The organism is Acinetobacter towneri, assembly GCF_017498585.1.
In the GTDB taxonomy this organism is placed as follows: domain Bacteria; phylum Pseudomonadota; class Gammaproteobacteria; order Pseudomonadales; family Moraxellaceae; genus Acinetobacter; species Acinetobacter towneri.
The window spans coordinates 748,397-767,655 of sequence record NZ_CP071766.1 but is presented as its reverse complement, the minus strand read 5'-3'; the positions used below and the strand labels follow the sequence as shown (position 1 = coordinate 767,655).

18 protein-coding genes and 1 riboswitch are annotated in these 19,259 nt (G+C 43.9%); of the genes, 12 read left to right on the top strand and 6 right to left on the bottom strand.

Annotated elements, in window-relative coordinates; all coding sequences use genetic code 11:
• Positions 1–52: 52 nt before the first annotated feature.
• Positions 53–200: riboswitch (TPP riboswitch) on the top strand.
• A gap of 102 nt (positions 201–302) precedes the next feature.
• The 6 genes from thiC (at position 303) to J4G44_RS03600 (ending at position 5,677) form a co-directional block, all read left to right on the top strand.
• A complete protein-coding gene (gene thiC / locus J4G44_RS03625) occupies positions 303–2,198 on the top strand; it encodes a phosphomethylpyrimidine synthase ThiC (protein ID WP_179988993.1) in 1,896 nt (631 codons plus the stop codon).
• A 77-nt stretch (positions 2,199–2,275) separates the two neighbouring features.
• Positions 2,276–2,896 carry an NUDIX domain-containing protein gene (locus tag J4G44_RS03620; RefSeq protein WP_178865952.1) on the top strand — a complete coding sequence of 207 codons (621 nt, stop codon included), beginning with the start codon at positions 2,276–2,278 and terminating at the stop codon, positions 2,894–2,896.
• A 10-nt stretch (positions 2,897–2,906) separates the two neighbouring features.
• Entirely contained in the window at positions 2,907–3,713 is an 807-nt protein-coding gene (gene cpdA, locus J4G44_RS03615; RefSeq protein ID WP_004975727.1) for a 3',5'-cyclic-AMP phosphodiesterase, read from the top strand.
• Between the two features lie 212 nt (positions 3,714–3,925).
• Positions 3,926–4,453 (top strand): RNA polymerase-binding protein DksA, encoded by a 528-nt coding sequence (gene dksA / locus J4G44_RS03610; protein ID WP_004975725.1) that lies wholly within the window; start codon positions 3,926–3,928, stop codon positions 4,451–4,453.
• 2 nt (positions 4,454–4,455) lie between these two features.
• On the top strand, positions 4,456–5,385 hold the full coding sequence (gene gluQRS / locus J4G44_RS03605) for a tRNA glutamyl-Q(34) synthetase GluQRS (protein ID WP_180168569.1): 930 nt from the start codon (positions 4,456–4,458) through the stop codon (positions 5,383–5,385).
• 52 nt (positions 5,386–5,437) lie between these two features.
• Positions 5,438–5,677, top strand: a complete 240-nt coding sequence (locus tag J4G44_RS03600) for a zinc-ribbon domain-containing protein (RefSeq protein ID WP_104852920.1) — start codon at positions 5,438–5,440, stop codon at positions 5,675–5,677.
• A gap of 11 nt (positions 5,678–5,688) precedes the next feature.
• Here J4G44_RS03600 and ftsW read toward each other — a convergent pair whose 3' ends face one another.
• The 5 genes from ftsW to J4G44_RS03575 form a co-directional block, all read right to left on the bottom strand.
• Positions 5,689–6,885 carry a putative lipid II flippase FtsW gene (gene ftsW / locus J4G44_RS03595; protein WP_207973861.1) on the bottom strand — a complete coding sequence of 399 codons (1,197 nt, stop codon included), beginning with the start codon at positions 6,883–6,885 and terminating at the stop codon, positions 5,689–5,691.
• A gap of 19 nt (positions 6,886–6,904) precedes the next feature.
• Complete coding sequence (gene murD, locus J4G44_RS03590; RefSeq protein WP_026438396.1) at positions 6,905–8,251, bottom strand: UDP-N-acetylmuramoyl-L-alanine--D-glutamate ligase; 1,347 nt, start codon at positions 8,249–8,251, stop codon at positions 6,905–6,907.
• 171 nt (positions 8,252–8,422) lie between these two features.
• The gene (locus J4G44_RS03585) at positions 8,423–8,674 is read right to left on the bottom strand and encodes a DUF6587 family protein (protein WP_004975717.1); all 252 of its coding nucleotides are present in this window, start codon (positions 8,672–8,674) and stop codon (positions 8,423–8,425) included.
• A 32-nt stretch (positions 8,675–8,706) separates the two neighbouring features.
• Complete coding sequence (feoB, locus tag J4G44_RS03580) at positions 8,707–10,563, bottom strand: ferrous iron transporter B (RefSeq protein WP_180044222.1); 1,857 nt, start codon at positions 10,561–10,563, stop codon at positions 8,707–8,709.
• Positions 10,560–10,820: a FeoA family protein gene (locus J4G44_RS03575; protein ID WP_004975713.1), complete on the bottom strand. Its 261-nt coding sequence runs from the start codon at positions 10,818–10,820 to the stop codon at positions 10,560–10,562. The genes feoB and J4G44_RS03575 overlap by 4 nt, the downstream gene beginning before the upstream one ends.
• Positions 10,821–11,005: 185 nt before the next feature.
• On the opposite strand from J4G44_RS03575, the gene xerD reads away from it, so the two are divergent.
• The 4 genes from xerD (at position 11,006) to thrC (ending at position 15,590) form a co-directional block, all read left to right on the top strand.
• Positions 11,006–11,923, top strand: a complete 918-nt coding sequence (xerD, locus tag J4G44_RS03570; protein ID WP_004975712.1) for a site-specific tyrosine recombinase XerD — start codon at positions 11,006–11,008, stop codon at positions 11,921–11,923.
• A gap of 150 nt (positions 11,924–12,073) precedes the next feature.
• Positions 12,074–12,889, top strand: coding sequence for a DsbC family protein (locus J4G44_RS03565; protein WP_004975709.1), 816 nt, complete (start codon positions 12,074–12,076; stop codon positions 12,887–12,889).
• A gap of 199 nt (positions 12,890–13,088) precedes the next feature.
• Entirely contained in the window at positions 13,089–14,393 is a 1,305-nt protein-coding gene (locus tag J4G44_RS03560) for a homoserine dehydrogenase (protein WP_004975708.1), read from the top strand.
• 57 nt (positions 14,394–14,450) lie between these two features.
• The gene (thrC, locus tag J4G44_RS03555) at positions 14,451–15,590 is read left to right on the top strand and encodes a threonine synthase (protein ID WP_004975706.1); all 1,140 of its coding nucleotides are present in this window, start codon (positions 14,451–14,453) and stop codon (positions 15,588–15,590) included.
• Positions 15,591–15,710: 120 nt separating this feature from the next.
• On the opposite strand, the gene J4G44_RS03550 is transcribed toward thrC, so the two are convergent.
• A complete protein-coding gene (locus J4G44_RS03550) occupies positions 15,711–16,802 on the bottom strand; it encodes a serine hydrolase family protein (RefSeq protein ID WP_131260992.1) in 1,092 nt (363 codons plus the stop codon).
• A gap of 215 nt (positions 16,803–17,017) precedes the next feature.
• On the opposite strand from J4G44_RS03550, the gene gacA reads away from it, so the two are divergent.
• Together gacA and J4G44_RS03540 are read left to right on the top strand one after the other, a co-directional pair.
• A complete protein-coding gene (gene gacA, locus J4G44_RS03545) occupies positions 17,018–17,653 on the top strand; it encodes a response regulator transcription factor GacA (RefSeq protein WP_004975702.1) in 636 nt (211 codons plus the stop codon).
• Positions 17,654–17,693: 40 nt separating this feature from the next.
• On the top strand, positions 17,694–19,256 hold the full coding sequence (locus J4G44_RS03540) for a sensor histidine kinase (RefSeq protein WP_207973860.1): 1,563 nt from the start codon (positions 17,694–17,696) through the stop codon (positions 19,254–19,256).
• Positions 19,257–19,259 lie beyond the last annotated feature (3 nt).

Genomic DNA, 19,259 nt, shown 5'->3' with positions numbered 1-19,259 from the left:
GAATAAAAGCCGCGCGAAGCCTGCTTTTATACCAACAACGTGCTACTATTTATACAGCTTGACGGAGCGCGAGTAATTCCTCGCTGAGATTGTGTCCATTCTTTGTTGTTTGCCCAAAGGTCTGCAACACAGATTTAAACCCAAGTACCGTTGAACCTGATCAGGTTAAAACCTGCGTAGGAATCAAGCCACCTAAAAACCCCGCCACACGGTTAATGTTGAACTATTAAAGTTTCAACAACTCAATTGCAATGTTTTTGGTCGTGCTTGATTCGTTGATTTCATTCTTCAGGATCATTGCAATGAACCAATTAACGAATCTATCCCCTGCTGACATTTCTGCTCAACACGAGCAAGATGCCAAAGATTTAACCCGCATTTTGCCTGCATCGAAAAAAGTCTATATTCAAGGCTCACGCCCAGACATTCAGGTGCCAATGCGTGAAATTGAACTGACCGACACTCCAACAGGTTTAGGCGGTGAGCACAATCCACCGCTCATGGTGTATGACACTTCAGGTGTATATACCGATCCAAATGTTGAAATTAATCTGAACAAAGGCTTGCCGAACATCCGCGACAGCTGGATTGAAGAGCGCCAAGACACCGAAAAACTAGAAACCCTCAGCTCAGCCTTTGGTCAAGAGCGTTTACGCGATATTCGTACTGCAGAGATTCGTTTTGCCCATATTCAAAAGCCGCGTCGTGCCAAAGCGGGTAAAAACGTCACCCAAATGCACTATGCCAAACAAGGCATCATTACCCCTGAAATGGAATATATCGCCATTCGTGAAAACCAACGCCAACGCGAAGGTGTCGATATGCGTCAGCATCCAGGGCAAAACTTTGGGGCTAAAAACTTAACTGAAATCACGCCTGAATTTGTACGTCAGGAAGTGGCTGAAGGCCGTGCAATTATTCCTGCCAACATTAACCACCCAGAATGTGAGCCAATGATTATTGGTCGCAACTTCTTGGTCAAAATCAATGCCAATATTGGTAACTCGGCACTGGGTTCAAGTATTGATGAAGAAGTCGCGAAAATGACTTGGGCGACCCGTTGGGGCGCAGATACCATCATGGATTTATCGACAGGTAAAAACATCCATGAAACCCGTGAATGGATTATCCGCAACTCGCCTGTGCCAATTGGTACTGTACCTATTTATCAGGCACTAGAAAAAGTAAACGGCATTGCCGAAGACCTCACTTGGGAAATCTTTAAAGACACGCTGATTGAACAGGCTGAACAAGGTGTGGATTACTTCACCATTCACGCAGGCGTGTTATTGCGTTATGTACCACTCACGGCCAATCGCTTAACAGGTATTGTATCGCGTGGCGGTTCAATCATGGCGCAATGGTGTTTGGCGCATCATGAAGAAAACTTCCTTTACACACACTTTGATGAAATCTGCGAAATCATGAAAGCTTACGATGTATCGTTCAGCTTAGGTGATGGTTTACGTCCGGGTTGTATTCAAGATGCCAACGATGAAGCACAATTCAGCGAACTGCGAACTTTGGGTGAATTGACTCACCGCGCTTGGGAACATGATGTGCAAGTGATGATTGAAGGCCCGGGGCACGTACCAATGCACATGGTCAAAGAAAATATGGACTTGCAACTTGAAGTCTGTAAAGAAGCACCATTCTATACACTCGGCCCATTAACCACGGATATTGCACCAGGTTATGACCATATTACTTCTGCAATTGGTGCAGCGATGATTGGTTGGTACGGTACTGCAATGTTGTGCTATGTGACACCTAAAGAGCACTTAGGCTTACCGAACAAAAAAGACGTCAAAGACGGCATCATCACCTATAAAATTGCAGCACATGCGGCTGACCTTGCCAAAGGACATCCGGGCGCGCAAGCACGTGACAATGCCTTATCTAAAGCACGTTTTGAATTCCGCTGGGAAGATCAGTTTAACCTGAGCCTTGACCCAGATACCGCACGCAGCATGCATGATGAAACCATGCCAAAAGAAGCGCATAAATCTGCACACTTCTGTTCAATGTGCGGACCAAAGTTCTGTTCGATGAAAATCACGCAAAACGTGAGAGATTATGCACAAAATCAAAATGCTGCGAACAAAACGGAGCAAGTAGATGCAGAGGTCGAATCAGGTCTCAAAGCCATGAAAACCGCTTATCAGGAACATGGTCAAAAATTGTACCATAAGCTATAAATTGTTTAAAAAGCGTTTGTATTCAATCAAATCTCAGTTAGGATGAAATCATGCTTTGCTCATCCTGATGAGAGTTTATGAAGATTATTCAACAAGCAACTTATGGTCAACACGATGCACAGATTCACCAGCGTGAATACCTGTATCGCGGGTTTATTCAGGTTGAGAAAGTCAGCCTGAGCCATCGCTTGTTTAATCAAACCACCTATACCCCAGTCCTTCAGCGTGAACTTATTCAGCGCCCTGAAGCGGCTGGGGTACTCATTTATGATGCCGCACAACAAAAATTTGCACTGATTGAACAGTTCCGCATTGGTGCAATTGACGACAGCGACTCGCCTTGGCAATTGGAAGTGATTGCAGGGGTACTAGATGGCAATGAATCGCCTGAAAGCTGCATTCGTCGTGAAGCCTTAGAAGAGTCAGGCTGTAAGCTGCAACAACTACAACATTTATTCAGTTTTTACCCTTCTGCAGGGGCATGTGCAGAGTTGTTCCACTTATATAGTGCGAATACCACGCTACCACAGGAAGGTGGCGTTTTTGGAATGCCCGATGAGGGAGAAAACATCCAATTACATATTATTGATTATCAGGACATTCCTGACTTACTGACCAATGGTCGGCTAAAGAACGCACCTGTCATTATGGCATTGCAATGGTTACAACAACAGATTAAAACCGTAAAGGATGTCTAAGGGGTCAGGCATGACTTTATTCTCAAACAATCACCAGCAACGCTGGACAATTGTACAAATTTCAGATACGCACCTCATGAATCAGGAAGATTTAGAGTTTGTGCACATGAATCCTGAACGCAGCTTTCACGCGGTAATGCACGATATTCAACAGCAATATCCGCAGCTCGATGCTATTTTCCATACAGGCGATTTAGCACAAATCCCTGTTGCTGAAACCTATCAGCGTTATTTGCAGTTTATGCAGACTTTGAATACGCCGCATTTCCAGATTCCGGGCAATCATGATGATGCCGCGGTTTTTCCATTCCATTTACAGTCCAATCAAGTTCATGCAATTGAGTTGGGCAATTGGAGTGTCATTTTACTGAATACTGCGGTTAAAGGTCGGATTGATGGCTGGATGGACGCAGCACAATTACAGCAGTTAGATCAGCTTTTACAGCAACATGCGCAGCAGCAGGTGATTATTGCCTGTCATCACCATCCTTTTGATATGCAATCGCACTGGATAGATCAGCACAAACTTAAAAATACCGAAGCCTTAATTGATGTATTGGCACGCCACAACAATGTCAAATTGGTGCTGTGTGGGCATGTGCATCAAGACTCATTAAATGAATGGCAAGGGATTCAATTTTACTCTACGCCTTCGACCTGCGTGCAATTTAAACCACATAGCCAGCACTTTGCGCTTGGGCCTGAGGCACCGGGTTACCGTGTGTTACATTTGAATGCAGATGGCAGTTTTAGCACCCAAGTGCATCGGGTTGAGCATGTCACACAACAAATAAATTTTGAAATTTCAGGTTATTAACTTTCCATTTTATTTTTTTTGCTTTACTTTATGCCTTCAACGAAAAAATGCGATAACACATCCAAACATCAAAGACTATCCATAATCAAAAAAAGTCTATATGATGACGTCCCCCGAAGAGAGAATTCTTTCTGAGGGAGTGGATAAAAACACTTGCATATCACCATATTTTTCGCGTATGAATCTTACGCATATGATGAGGAATGCCCTACATGGCGAATGACAACCAAAATCAAGTCTTGGACGAACAAACAGATCTTGTAGAAGAAAAAGCTACAAAACGCGTGCGTAAGGCAAAGCCAAAGGCTTTAGAGGGTGGTTCTACAGCTAGCTTATTTGGTATTGCACCTTATCAGCCTAAAAAAAATGAAGAATACATGTCTGAAGGACAGCTCGAGCATTTCCGTCAAATTCTCATGGCGTGGAAAGAAGAGTTAATGTCAGAAGTTGACCGCACTTTAAACACCATGCAAGACGAAAATACAGCCTTGCCAGATGTAAACGACCGTGCGACTCAAGAAGAAGAGTTTGCAATTGAATTGCGTACTCGTGACCGTGAACGTAAATTGATTCGTAAAATTGAACAATCTATTGAAGCGATTAAAAACGATGACTATGGTTTCTGTGAAACTTGTGGTATCGAAATCGGCTTACGTCGTTTAGAGGCGCGTCCAACTGCAACGTTATGTATTGATTGCAAAACTTTGGCAGAGATCAAAGAGAAGCAAAATAACGGTTAATTGTGACTGTTGAAAATTCTTTAGCGGAGCATGCTCCCCATGCGCAGCAGCGAGATCATATTTCGCTGACGCGCTACTCAGGTCGGTTTGCGCCATCGCCAACCGGCCCTTTGCATTTTGGCTCTCTCATTACTGCCGTTGCCAGTTATTGCGATGCCAAAGCCCAGCACGGCACTTGGCTGGTACGTATTGAAGATACTGACATCCCACGCATTTACCCTGGCAGTGAAAATCATATCTTGCGTTGTATTGATGCCTTTCAATTTGAGCCGGATGCCGAAATTATTTTCCAGAAAGATCGCCTCGATCTCTATGCAGCCGTGTTGCAACAATTGCAGCAACGCGACTTGGTCTATGCCTGTCAATGCACCCGCAAAATGCTTGGCTCCAATCATATTTATGCAGGGACTTGCCGCAATTTAGGTTTAAATTTTGCCAATCAAGCGATTCGAGTCAAAGTCACAGACCAAGAGATTTGCTTTCAAGACCGCCTGCAAGACAAACAATGTTCCAACCTTGCGCAGGACTTGGGCGATTTTGTCCTAAAACGGCGTGATGGCATTATCAATTATCAACTGGCAGTGGTGGTGGATGATTATTTGCAAGGCATTACCCATGTGGTTCGCGGCGCAGATTTACTCGACAACACCGCACGGCAAATCTATTTGGGGCAACTGTTAGGCTACCCTAAACTCAGCTACACGCACCTGCCTTTAGCCATGAATGCACAAGGGCAAAAACTGTCTAAACAGAACTTGGCACAAGCTTTAGATTTAGCCCAAGCACCGAAGCTGCTACAAGCCGCTTTAACTGCCTTAAATCAAGCCACTGTCGAATTAGACACCCCTGCACGCATGCTTACGCAAGCCATTCAGCAATGGGATCTTTCACGTATTCCTGCAGGCACAGCTTTACACGGCTATTATTTATAAAATTTAAAATTCAGTTATGCTCAAATTGAAATGGATCATTTGAGATTGTGTCATGTTTTTTATTTTTGGTGTTGGACCGAAAACCAAAGTGGTCGAGAAAAGTCAATTTAGCTGCCCCGTTTGCCGCACTCGCAGTAGCTATGAACTCAGACAGCAACGACAATATTTTTCCTTATTTTTTATTCCCTTGTTTCCTATGTCTAAACAAAAAAATACTACAGTCAAGTGCTTACACTGCGGAACAGTCATGCCAAGCATGGTCTTGCACCATGCTCAGCCAGAAGCGAAATAGAAGGATAAATTCTAGAAGCTGGATTCTTCACGGCTAGGGTTAATCTCATGCGTGCTGGCTTCAATTTTCAGAATCAAACTCACCATCACTGCACACATAATTAACGATGAACCACCATAACTAATAAAAGGTAGAGTCAAACCTTTGGTAGGCAACATACCCATATTCATGCCTGCATTCACCATAATCTGTAATAAGAAGATAATGCTGATGCCATAAGCCAAATATCCTGCACGTAAGTATTGGTTTTTCAGGGCGCGATGACCAATTTTAATGCAGGCAATCAGTATAGCAAAAGACAAGCTCAACACCACAAAAATGCCTAAAAAGCCAAACTCTTCACCTAAGACAGCCAACATAAAGTCCGTATGTGCTTCAGGTAAATAGGACATTTTCTGGATACTATGCCCCAAGCCTACGCCTGCCCATTCACCGCGTCCAAATGCCATTAAGGCGTTAGACAACTGATAACCGACACCCAAAGGGTCATTCCACGGGTTTGAGAACGACATTAAACGCTCAAAACGATAAGGCTCAAATACCACCAAAAACACAAAGGCGGCAATAATCGCGCCAAAGGCAATACCAAACTGAATTAATGGCGCACCAGCTAAAAAGAAGACCCCTAACATGGCCAAGGCAATCACCACGGTCGCCCCCAAGTCAGGCTCTGCAATCACCAAACCTACCGTGACTGCCATAATCACTGCAAGACGAATCAGACCTTTAATGTTATTACGCACTTCTTCGGCACGGCGCACCACATAGTCAGCGGTAAAAATGGCCATCATCACTTTAGCGACTTCGGAAGCTTGCAGGGTAAAACCTGCGACCCGAATCCAGCGTTTAGAACCATTGACTTCAGTACCCACCAGCAACACTGCAGCCAACAAGGCAATGGTCACAATCCACAGAAAGAAAGTGTTGTTAAACCAGGTATTCAGCGGCACTCTATAGGCAATCACGGCAGCGATTAATGCCACCACAATAGAAATGCCATGACGCAATACATAGTGAAAGGCATTTTCATGCATGCGCTCGGCATAAGGCATAGAAGCCGATGCCACCATGATTGAACCAATACATAACAGCGCCAGTACGCTAAAAATCAGTACATTGCGTACATTCACTTCCGCTGGCAGTTTGGGTAACCAGCGCTCATAGACCTGATTGAGTTTATTGATTGTTGTCTGAGCAAAGCCAGCCATATCTCACACCTTATTGTTGTTATACCAGTGCGTTGACATAAGCAACGAACTTGTGACCACGTTCTGGATAGCCCGAGAACATATCAAAACTTGCACATGCAGGTGACAATAACACCACATCATGCGCTTGTGTATGTTGTTGGCAGATTTCAACTGCTTGTTGCAAGGTATCTGCAGTTAAGAGTTGGGTTGTTCCCGCAACTGCTGTTTCAATTTTCGTAGCATCCTCACCAATCAACACTGCCAGTTTGGCATATTGTTGCAATGATTGGCGTAGCGCAGTGAAGTCCTGCCCTTTGCCTTGCCCACCTAAAATAATCGCAACCTTACCGCCTTGTGCCTGAATTGCTGCACCCAAGCCATCTAAAGCTGCCAAAGTTGCACCGATGTTGGTTCCTTTGGAGTCATTATAATAACGCACCCCATGTAATTCTTTGACGAATTCACAACGATGCTCCAAACCTTTAAAGGTTTTCAGCGTTTCCAGCATGCTGTGCATAGATAAACCAATGGCTTCACCCAATGCCAAACACGCTAATGCATTAGCAATATTGTGTGTGCCTTGAATATACATCTCGGTGCTTTTTAATAAACGCTCACGCCCACGTGCCAACCACATGCTGCCATCATCATCTTTTAATAAGCCGTATTGGTTTAGGTCAGGCGCATTTAAGCCAAAACTTTGCATAGGAGTCTGATCTGGCACCAACGGACGACTCAAAGCATCATCACGGTTAAACACCACTTTTTTCACACCCTGAAAAATACGATGTTTGGCGGTGTGATAACCGAGCATATCGCCATGACGGTCTAAATGGTCTTCACTCATGTTCAGCACTACCGCCACTTCTGCATTTAAATTCGAGGTGGTTTCTAGCTGAAAACTGGAGAGTTCTAAAATATACAGTTCAGGATCATCTTTGATCAGATCCAGCGCAGGGCGTCCCAAATTGCCACCTACCGCGACTTTTTTGCCTGCCTGCTCTGCCATTAAACCAATCAGTGTGGTAACGGTACTTTTCGCATTAGACCCTGTAATTGCCACAATAGGTTTGTCGGTCGCACGACGTAAAATCTGAATTTCACTCACCACAGGAATGCCCTGCGCCATCGCAGCCTGAATTTCAGGGAGTTTTGGATCTAAACCTGGGCTAATCACAATTTCTTCCGCAGACAGCAATAAATCCTGATCAAACTGACCAAAACGGGTTTCTACTTCGGCAGGAATTTGGTCATGCCCTGGAGGTGTGGGGCGAGAATCTGTCACAGCAACGCGGTAACCCTGATGATGTAAAAAATTAACGGCTGCAACACCAGAAATACCAAGTCCTGCAACGACTTTTAATCCACCACGTTGTATTAACATTTTTGCCCCATTTTGTGCGCTAATTTTGAAACAGACAAAATAGTAGCACTTTGCTGTTTTGAATGCTTTTTCTGTTTGCAGTTCCTGCAGTTTTTTTGTGTCAGTGCGTAAAAAAACCGTCATATTGCAGACGGTTTTTAAAAAGAATATTGCTAAAGTGAATAAACAAGCCTATTTCCACTTCACCGCTTGAACTTCAACTTTCTTTTCTGCGGGTTGATCTTGAGAATCACAACCACAACTGCCGCCACAGCCTGCCGCGGCTGCAGGTTTTAGCCATTTGGCCAAGCCATGCCAGCCTTTTTCAGTACAGAAATTGGAGAGTTTTAGAAAAACTGCGCCAGAAGTCTTGGGAAAGACTTTTTTAAAGACTACTACAGCACTCCACAGTACCAATGCAGCAACAATTAAAATTTCAACCATGTTCATCTACTCCTGTAGGTCAGGCATGTGCCTTAACCCAACAAATACGATGCCGTTTGATAAGTCAGGAATGACATGAAATAAGCCAAACCAAATAGATAGCAGGTCATAATACTGACCGTACGCCATGATCCTGTTTCGCGTTTTACCGTTGCTAAAGTTGCCAAACAATGCGGTGCATAAATAAACCACACCAATAACGATAAACCCGTTGCCAATGACCAGCCCAGTTCACCACCACCACTAATTAAAGCAGCCAAACCTTGGGACATGGCATCTTCATCCACTGCAGATAAGGCATAGACTGTGCCTAATGCAGCCACCACCACTTCACGCGCTGCCATCGCAGGAATCAAGGCAATCACGATCTGCCAGTTAAAGCCCACAGGAGCAAAAATTGGCTGTAATACATGCCCCAGCATCCCTGCAAAACTATAGTCAATTGCAGGCATGGTCGCGCCTTCAGGCGGCTGCGGGAACGTACACAAGAACCACAATAAAATCGACAGTGCAAAAATAATGCCACCGACACGCTTTAAGAAAATTTTGGCGCGATCTAGCAAACCAATCCAAACACTTTTTAGGTCTGGAAAACGGTAACTTGGTAGTTCCATCAACAAGACATGCTCAGATTTATCTTTTTGCAAAAATTTAAGCACAAAAGATACGCCCAAGGCACTCACAATGCCTGCCATATACAGACCGAACAAGACCAGACCTTGTAAATTAAACATGCCCCATACAGTTTGATTGGGAATGAATGCTGCGATGAGTAAGGCATATACAGGCAAGCGCGCAGAACAAGTCATTAACGGCGCAACCATAATCGTGGTTAAACGATCACGTGGGTCAGCAATACTACGTGTTGCCATAATGCCCGGCACTGCACAGGCAAAACTAGACAGCAATGGAATAAAGGCACGACCACTCAAACCTGCGCTAAACATCAGCTTATCGAGCAAGAATGCGGCACGTGGCAAATAACCCGATTCCTCTAAAATTAAAATAAACAGGAACAGAATTAAAATTTGCGGCAAGAACACCACCACACCGCCTGCGCCCGCAATAATGCCATCCACAATCAAGCTGTTCAGCAAGGGATGGCTAATGTTTTCGCCAATCACTTCACCTAGCCAGCCAAATAAACTTTCGATGCCATCCATAAACGGTGCAGCCCAAGCAAATACCGCTTGGAAGACAACAAACATCATCACCGCAAGGCTGACTAAACCGAATACAGGATGTAAAAAAATTTTATCGAGGAAGTCGGAGCGTTTGTCTTCTTGATCTACAAAGTGCACCACATCATGCAAAATGGTTTGAATCCGTTGATGCTGACTGCCTGTTAAGCCTGTCAATTCTGTCTGCGGAACAGCAAATTTGCCCTGATCTAAGGCATGCATTAAGTTTTGAATACCTGAATCACGCACTGCCACGGTTTCCACCACAGGTACACCCAAACGCTCAGACAATTTTTGCGTATTAATTTGCATCCCGCGGCGGCGTGCTTCATCCATCATGTTGAGTACCAACAAAATCGGACGTCCCAACTCAATCATTTCAAGCACCAAACCCAAATGCAGTTTTAAGTTGGTCGCATCGACCACACACAAAAATGCATCTTGCTGCCCTTCTTCAGCAATTTTGCCTTGTACCACATCTCGAGTAATGGCTTCGTCGGGACTGGTGGCTTCTAAACTATAAGTTCCGGGCAAATCCAACACCCGCACCGCCTGTCCCGAAGGCAAGGTGAATTGCCCGACTTTACGCTCTACGGTCACGCCTGCGTAGTTGCCAACTTTTTGACGTGTCCCTGTCAAATGGTTAAATAAAGATGTTTTACCGCAGTTTGGATTCCCTACAAGTGCGATACGTAAGGCATCGCTCATGCGGACACCCCTTGTTCAATTTCAATGCGTTCAGCTTCTACTTTGCGCAAAGCAAAACGGGTAAATCCCACTTGAATCAGGATTGGATCACCACCAAAAATACCTTTGGTAATCACCTGCACCTGCGTACCCGGCACAAAACCCAGTGTTTCTAAGCGGTTTGCCACCAAGTCACTAAGGGATGTTCCACCATCGGCGGTACGTAATACCTGACGGATGATGGCTGTTTGTTTTGCTTTAAGTTCTGACAAACGCACCGTGAAATTCCTATACCATTTTGCATATTATAACATGCAAATGAGAACAATTAACAAATAAGGTCGACTTACATTTAAATGCTTTATATCACATCGACAGCCTTGCTGAATTGGATTAGAGTAGAAAATAACGCTGCTTATTATCGAATTTCTCAATTAATTTTGTGATTTCGTCTGTGATTCCTATGCTGAACAAAAAACCTCGTATTCCTGCTGCAATACAAATTCCAGAAGCTTTGAGCTTTTTGGAAGGCTATCGCAACGATTTAATCGCGCAAAGTGTCAGCCCGCATACCCGCAATGCCTATCTGTCCGATTTAATTCAATGCAGTGACTATGTCAGCAAACCCATGCCTGAATGGAATCATGACGATATTTCAGATGTACTCATCGAACTCACCAAACAACAAAAAAGCCCCCGCTCTATTGCACGCTGCCTGTCTGCACTACGTTCTTTTTATAAATTTTTAAGAGAGCACAAACTGCGCTCTGACAACCCTGTTGCTGCGCATAAAACCCCAAAATTAGGTCGTGCCTTACCCAAAGATTTATCCGAAGCCGATGTTGAAGCCTTAATTCACGCTCCTGACATCAACACTGCACTCGGATTACGAGATCGTGCCATGCTTGAAGTCTTATATGCTTGCGGTTTACGAGTGACGGAATTGCTGAATTTACGTTTAGAATTAATCAACCTAAAACAAGGCTATTTACGAATTGTAGGTAAAGGCAATAAAGAGCGTTTGGTGCCTATGGGACAAGTCGCTTGTGAATGGATAGAAAAATATTTAACCGAGTCGCGTCCGCAACTGTATAAAAGTGCCACCGATTATCTATTTTTAACGGTGCATGGCGGCATTATGAGCCGACAAAATTTTTGGTATGCCATTAAACGCTATGCCCTGCAAGCAGGCATTCAAGCCGAGTTATCGCCACACACGTTAAGACATGCCTTTGCCACACACTTACTCAATCATGGGGCAGATTTACGTGTGGTACAAATGCTGCTCGGGCACAGCGATTTATCCACTACACAAATTTATACCCACGTTGCACAAATCCGTATGCAGCAATTGCATGCCCAACATCATCCACGGGCTTAAAAAAACAAAAACGACGTAGAAGCATAGGGTCTGTTGACACTTCATCTATGAACGTAAGCCATTTATGAAATGGCAACAGACCCTAACGATCACGAATATTTTTTGTTATGCTAACGCTCTATTTTTTATGCCAACAAGAAAGGGTTGTTTATGACATTTACCCGCTCGACACTTTTGATTGCCTGTTCACTGGCAAGTGCTTTTGCAATCACCGCATGTTCAAATGCAAACAATGAAGATAAAAAGCAAACCACACTCACCGCCAGTGCGCCTGCAACGGGTGAAGCATCAACCCTAATTGAACGCAATGCACAACAGCGTTTAAGTACAACCTTGCAGCAACATTTTAAAACTGCAGGTATCAACGCCAAAATTACCGACATTAAAGCCACTGAAGTTCCAAATTTATTTTGGGTGAGTCTTGAAGGCATGTCATCGGTCTATGCCACCAGTGATGGCAAATACATTATTCAGGGCGATGTGATCCGTTTAGGTGACAAAGAACTACATAACGTCAGTGAAAACCTGCAAGCAGGCGTGAACAAGAAAATTTTTGCTGAATTAAAACAGGAAGATTTATTGGTATTCCCTGCCAAAGGCAAAACCAAACACGTCATTTATGTATTTACCGATGTCAGCTGTCCATATTGCCATCGTCTACATGAGCAAATGGATGAAATGAATGGTAAAGGCATTGAAGTCCGTTACATTGCTTGGCCGCGTGGTGAACAGCACATGCCTGCTATGGAAGCAATTTGGTGTAGCGAAGATCGTCACGCTGCCTTTAATCAGGTCATGAATGGCGCACAAATTGCACCTGCCAACTGTAAAAACCCTGTTCGTGCTCAGTATCAATTGGGCTTAAATATGGGCGTCAATGGCACACCTGCGATTTATAATGCCGAAGGCGTATATTTAGGCGGCTATCTGTCTACCGCTGAATTGATCAAGCGCTTAGACAAATAAAAATAGCGGATCTGTGGATGCTGCATCATCCCAATACACCAAGACGTAGCATCTATGAAGCCAATATAAATAACGATTTTTTATGCGTTATTTTACTTTTTTTTATACTGTGAAGATAAGTGAGATCTGCCCTAGAGTCAGCGCGTTTTTTTAGCTATGATCTAGGCTTGCTTAAAGTTATTAAAATATGGAGTGTGACGTGAAACCAGTTCGTCTGGCAATCCTCGGTCTTGGTACTGTGGGTGGTGGTGCCCTTAAACTATTAAAAGAAAATGCTGCTGAGATTAGACGTCGCACCGGTCGTGAAATTGAAATCACTTATGTGGGAACACGTCGTCCGCGTCCTGACCTAAACTTGCCTGAATCGGTCAAGCAAAGCTCCGACTTGATGGACATTGTCCGTCAACCCGATGTAGACGTGGTGGTTGAAGTGATGGGCGGTATTCACCCTGCTTATGACGTGATCATGGAAGCCATGAAGCACGGCAAACAAGTAGTGACAGCCAACAAAGCCCTACTTGCAGAACACGGCAATGAGCTATTTAAAGCAGCTGAAGACAATGCCGTACAAATTGCCTATGAAGCTGCGGTTGCAGGTGGTATTCCAATTATTAAAGTCATCCGTGAAGGTTTGGCTGCCAACAAAATTGAATGGTTGGCAGGCATCATCAACGGTACAGGCAACTTCATTTTAAGTGAAATGCGTGAAAAAGGTCGTGCATTTGAAGATGTACTGAAAGAAGCACAAGAATTAGGCTATGCCGAAGCCGATCCGACTTTTGACGTCGAAGGTATTGATGCTGCTCACAAACTGACTATTTTGGCTTCATGTGCATTTGGTATTCCGCTACAGTTTGACAAAGTCTTTACCGAAGGTATTGGCAAAGTGACCGCGCAAGATGTGAAATATGCCGAAGAACTCGGTTTCCGCATCAAACACTTGGGTATTGCCCGTCGTACCGATAAAGGTATTGAACTGCGTGTTCACCCAACTTTAATTCCTGAAGAAGAATTGATTGCCAATGTTAATGGCGTGAAAAACGCGGTCTTGGTACAAGCCAATGCGGTTGGTCCAACGCTCTATTATGGCGCAGGCGCAGGTGCAGGCCCAACAGCCTCTGCGGTAGTTGCCGATGTCGTTGATATTGTCCGTGACATTTCTTATACCGAAGATGGCGCAGGTACAATTCCACAATTGGCATTTGAAGCCTTAACCGACTTGCCAATTTTAAGCCGTGAAGAAATGACCACGGGTTACTACATTCGCATTAATGCCGAAGACCAAACTGGCGTACTTGCCGATGTAACCACCATTTTAAGCCGTGCGGGAATCAGTATTGATGCCATCATGCAGCAATCACGCTTAAAAGACCTTATTCCTATCGTGATTCTGACTGACCCAGTCCTAGAATCGAAAATGGATGAAGCGTTACAACAAATTCAAGCATTGCCAACCATTCATGGCGAAATTGTACGAATTCGTTTAGAATCGCTTGATAATTAATCGGGTGAAGGGGAGTATTTCCCCTTGCCAAGCTCTACACACAATTGGAACATCATCATGTCGAATGCCAATCGTTATACTGGTTTAGTTGACCGTTATCGTGACCGTTTACCAGTGTCTGCAACCACACGTGCAATCTCTCTAGGCGAAGGAAACACGCCACTGATTAAGCTTGAGAATATTCCACGCATTATTGGTAAAGATGTTGAAATTTATGTGAAGTATGAAGGCTTAAACCCGACAGGTTCATTTAAAGACCGTGGTATGACCATGGCAGTTACTAAAGCAGTTGAAGAAGGTTCAAAAGCCATTATCTGTGCATCTACAGGTAATACTTCTGCTGCTGCTGCTGCCTATGCTGCACGTGCAGGCATCAAAGCATTCGTTTTAATTCCTGAAGGCAAAATTGCCATGGGTAAAATGGCACAAGCGATGATGTACGGTGCCATCACCATGCAAATCCGCGGTAACTTTGACGATGGTATGCGTCTAGTTAAAGAAGTTGCTGACCAAGCACCTGTGACCATTGTGAACTCGATCAACCCTTACCGCCTACAAGGTCAAAAGACCATTGCGTATGAAATTGTAGATGAGTTAGGTCGTGCACCAGATTACCACTGCTTACCTGTAGGTAACGCAGGCAACATTACTGCACACTGGATGGGTTATACCGAAGCGGTTGCCAACCAATCTGCCGATCAATTCGAGCAAGTGGTCTATGACGCAGCAACGGACAAATTCACAGGTCCAAACCCTGAAGGCCGCCCAATCATGGTGGGTTATCAAGCGTCTGGCGCTGCGCCATTCTTACGTGGTGCGCCTGTAGAAAACCCTGAAACTGTTGCAACTGCAATTCGTATTGGTAACCCACAAAGCTGGAACCATGCCAAAGCCGTTGTACGCGATTCAGAAGGTTGGTTTGATGAGCTAACTGATGCTGAAATCTTAGAAGCACAACGCATGCTTTCAATGTATGAAGGCGTATTTGTTGAGCCTGCATCTGCTGCGTCTATTGGTGGTGCAATGCGCGACATCAAAGCAGGTAAAATCAAAGAAGGTTCTGTGATTGTATGTACCGTAACAGGTAACGGTCTGAAAGATCCTGACACTGCAATGAAACAATGTGCAGATGCGGTGATGCTCTCTATTGATGCTACAATGCAACAAGTAAAAGACTCTATCCTTTCAAACATGTAAGTTTTGAATCGTGATCAAAAAAACCTGCATTAGCAGGTTTTTTTGTATTTGGAATCATGCAACTTTAACGGAAGTTGAGTCATACGATTGATAACTCAACGCTCCAAGCTGAATGTGCTCTTAAATACGTTTAGGTAACTGGCTTGCCCAACTCATTAAGCGAGTTGCATCATTGGTACGTGCTTGTGAAGTATCTGCACCCAAAAGCACCACCACTGCAGGACGGTTATTCAAAGTGGTATGCATCACCACACAACGCCCTGCTTCATTGATATAGCCTGTTTTAGACAGATTAATATTCCAACCACCATTACGTACCAGTGCATTGGTATTGTTAGATTTTAAAACACGATAACCCAAGTTAAAGTCATAGGTTGGCGTGGTTGAGAATTGGCGAATCAAACCATATTGCGAAGCGGTGCTGACCAAAATACCCAAATCACGCGCAGAAGATACATTACGTGGGTCTAAGCCTGTTGCTTCGGTAAAACGGGTAGAATGCATGCCCAATTCACGCGCTTTAGCATTCATTGCGGCTACAAAGGCATTTTTCCCACCTGGATAAGTACGTGCCAACGCTGCTGCTGCAGGATTTTCAGATTTCATTAATGCAAACAGTAACGCTTCGGCACGGTTTAACTTGTCGCCCACACGCAAAGTTGAGCTTGAGTTTTTACCTGCTGCACCTGCAAAATCAATCGATTGCAAAGTGATTTGTTCAGACATATTCAAACGTGCATCAGAAGTCACCACGGCAGTCATCACCTTGGTCACAGATGCAATAGGTAATGCCACATTGGTATTTTTGCTATACAGCACTTCACCTGTTTGCGCATCCATCACCAAAGCCGCACGTGCATTAACTGATGGTTGGTTGCTATAAGCAGAGGTATCTAAAATACGGACTGTTTTAGGCGCAGTGGAAGCAGGTGCAACACCATTGCTACTACGCACTGTAGTGGTAATTTTCGTTGAACCTGGCGGAGTAGGTTCAGCAACATAGCTCTCTGGCGCAGCCTGAGCGCTCGCACTGGTACTTTCCAGATCACCATTTAAGAATTGATCGGCTTGCTCCGAAGACCAACTTAAGGTCGCCTGACCGTCGCTCCCAGAGGAAGGATTGATGACAAGTTCAGCAAAACTGACAGAACTTAGGCTGAACATCATAGATGCGACCAGCACATGCATGAACGACTTCTTAGAATTTTTCACGACTGCTTACTCAACTCAGGGAGGTAAGATACATTTGCGTATTACCTCAAATATGCCTTACATTTAAAAATACAACAATGAATCGTTTTTGACACCATATTGTGCAGAACTTTTCATTCTAGATTAAGAATAGCATTGCTAATTTTGTCGTTTCATTGCAAGCTAATTTTGCTTTATGTAACAAAAAAGATGATTTTTTCAAAGGGAGAGTGTAGGTGATCACAGTTTTAGTAGTCGACGATCATGAATTGGTACGTACTGGGATTTGCCGTATGCTCGAAGACCATGCCGATGTGCAGGTGATTGGACAAGCTGAATCGGGTGAAGAAGCGATTACCTTAGTGCGTCAGCATCATCCCAATGTGGTGTTGTTAGATGTGAACATGCCTGGGATTGGAGGCGTAGAAACCACACGTCGTCTATTGCAAACTGCACCAGACACTAAGGTCTTGGCGGTGAGTGGTTTGGCAGAAGAACCCTACCCTTCTTTATTGCTGAAAGCAGGTGCAAAAGGCTATATCACCAAAGGCGCACCTGTCAGTGAAATGGTACGTGCCATTAAAAAAGTCATGCAGGGCGGTAAATACTTCAGTGCCGACATTGCCGAACAACTGGCAAGTTCATACTTATCTGACACACAACAATCGCCTTTTGATAGTCTTTCAGAACGTGAAATGCAAGTGGCGATGATGGTGGTGAATTGTATTAGCGCACAGGAAATTGCCGATAAGTTGTTTGTCAGTGTAAAAACCGTAAATACCTATCGTTACCGTATTTTTGAAAAATTAAATATTGATAGTGATGTCAAACTGACTCACCTTGCCATTCGTTATGGACTGATTAAACCCTAAATTTTCAACGCTGTTGATGCACAAATAAGACCTTTACGATATGCCAGATTTAAAACAACATTCTGAGTTAAATCAGTATCATCTTGGCATGTGGTATGGTACTTACCGACTGCTGATTGCCTTTTGTTTGCTGCTGATTACCCTACTCACCTTTCAGCAGCTTGGCACACAATATCAGCACCCGGGTTTATATCTATACACCTTGGTCTGCTATTTTATTTTTAGCTGCCTGCAACTGATCAGCTATAAATATATTCCTTTTAAAAGCACGCAACAACTGACCCTGTTTTTTGCAGTCGATATTATCGCGCTCAGTAGCCTGACTTTTGCGAGCGATGGCCCTAATTTATATTTAAGTCTGCTGTTTGTGATCACGATTTTTGCAGCATCACTCTTGCTGCAAAAGCGTAAAGCCTTAGCCATTACCCTCATCGCGATGATTATGGTGATTTACCAACACTTTGTTGGGAGTTTGCTGGACTTTTCATCGCTAAATAATATTGGTCAAAGTGCGCTATTGGCATTTTTATTTTGGGTGGTTTATGGCAGTGGACGTATTGCAGTACGGCGTTTCCAAATTTTAGAAAATCTAAATTTTTCGCAATCTTTGGAATTAAACCGCCTACAAAATATCAACCGTTATATTTTAGAACAAACCGAAATGGGCTATTTGGTTTTAGATGAAAATTGCCATGTCGTCCTCAGTAACCCTGCAGCCTGTCATCTGTTGGGGATTCATCCTAAATATGCGCACGCGACCTATCCATTGTATAAAATTCAGCCCGATTTATTTGATCTGTTCAAATTTGATCAATTGCAAGATGGAGAAAAATTTCAATTCGAGTCGCAACTGAGTCATTTTCATGTGCATATTCAGGTACAAAAACTCAAAGTGCCACATCAAACGCTGACTTTATTGGCGCTGCAGGATGGACGTAAAATCAATCAGCAAGTCCAGCAACTCAAATTAGCCGCCTTAGGACAACTCTCTGCCAGTATTGCACACGAAATTCGCAACCCGTTGGCAGCCATTGTACAAGCCAACAATTTATTTACAGGCAGTGATGCAGCACAGCAACAATTGCTGTCCGACATGATCAGCAAACAAGCGACACGGATTGATAAAATTATTCACGATACGCTGAGCATGGTCAAAAATAAACAAACCACGCCTGTCGCGATTCAGCTCAATCAATTTTTGCCACAATTCATTCAGGAAGATTTACCTGATGCAGCGAGTCAAATTCAGCTTACACTGACCGAACAACTGAGTATTCAGTTTGATGAATCGCAGTTTCGCCAAGTGCTAATTAATCTGATTCGTAACGCCATTCGGCACAATGCTGCACAACAACCTATTGAGATTACGGTCTATCCGAAAGCAACTTATATTTATATTGATGTGCGGGATTTTGGTGCAGGTGTCGCCAATCAAGATCTCCTCTATCTGTTCCAGCCATTTTTCAGTACCGAAATCAATGGAACTGGTTTAGGATTGTATCTATCGCATAGTTTTTGTGAGGCGAATCAAGCCAAGCTGAGCTATGTAGAACAAGAACAAGGCGCATGTTTCAGGATGAAATGTCTACGTGCCATTGAATAAACG

What these genes read in the sequence shown, in the direction of transcription:
- thiC (WP_179988993.1), top strand. Translation starts at nt 303, where the DNA reads ATGAACCAATTAACGAATCTATCCCCTGCTGACATTTCTGCTCAACAC.
- J4G44_RS03565 (WP_004975709.1), top strand. Translation starts at nt 12,074, where the DNA reads ATGACATTTACCCGCTCGACACTTTTGATTGCCTGTTCACTGGCAAGT.
- J4G44_RS03620 (WP_178865952.1), top strand. Translation starts at nt 2,276, where the DNA reads ATGAAGATTATTCAACAAGCAACTTATGGTCAACACGATGCACAGATT.
- cpdA (WP_004975727.1), top strand. Translation starts at nt 2,907, where the DNA reads ATGACTTTATTCTCAAACAATCACCAGCAACGCTGGACAATTGTACAA.
- thrC (WP_004975706.1), top strand. Translation starts at nt 14,451, where the DNA reads ATGTCGAATGCCAATCGTTATACTGGTTTAGTTGACCGTTATCGTGAC.
- feoB (WP_180044222.1), bottom strand. Translation starts at nt 10,563, where the DNA reads ATGAGCGATGCCTTACGTATCGCACTTGTAGGGAATCCAAACTGCGGT.
- murD (WP_026438396.1), bottom strand. Translation starts at nt 8,251, where the DNA reads ATGTTAATACAACGTGGTGGATTAAAAGTCGTTGCAGGACTTGGTATT.
- ftsW (WP_207973861.1), bottom strand. Translation starts at nt 6,885, where the DNA reads ATGGCTGGCTTTGCTCAGACAACAATCAATAAACTCAATCAGGTCTAT.
- J4G44_RS03540 (WP_207973860.1), top strand. Translation starts at nt 17,694, where the DNA reads ATGCCAGATTTAAAACAACATTCTGAGTTAAATCAGTATCATCTTGGC.
- J4G44_RS03585 (WP_004975717.1), bottom strand. Translation starts at nt 8,674, where the DNA reads ATGGTTGAAATTTTAATTGTTGCTGCATTGGTACTGTGGAGTGCTGTA.
- xerD (WP_004975712.1), top strand. Translation starts at nt 11,006, where the DNA reads ATGCTGAACAAAAAACCTCGTATTCCTGCTGCAATACAAATTCCAGAA.
- dksA (WP_004975725.1), top strand. Translation starts at nt 3,926, where the DNA reads ATGGCGAATGACAACCAAAATCAAGTCTTGGACGAACAAACAGATCTT.
- J4G44_RS03600 (WP_104852920.1), top strand. Translation starts at nt 5,438, where the DNA reads ATGTTTTTTATTTTTGGTGTTGGACCGAAAACCAAAGTGGTCGAGAAA.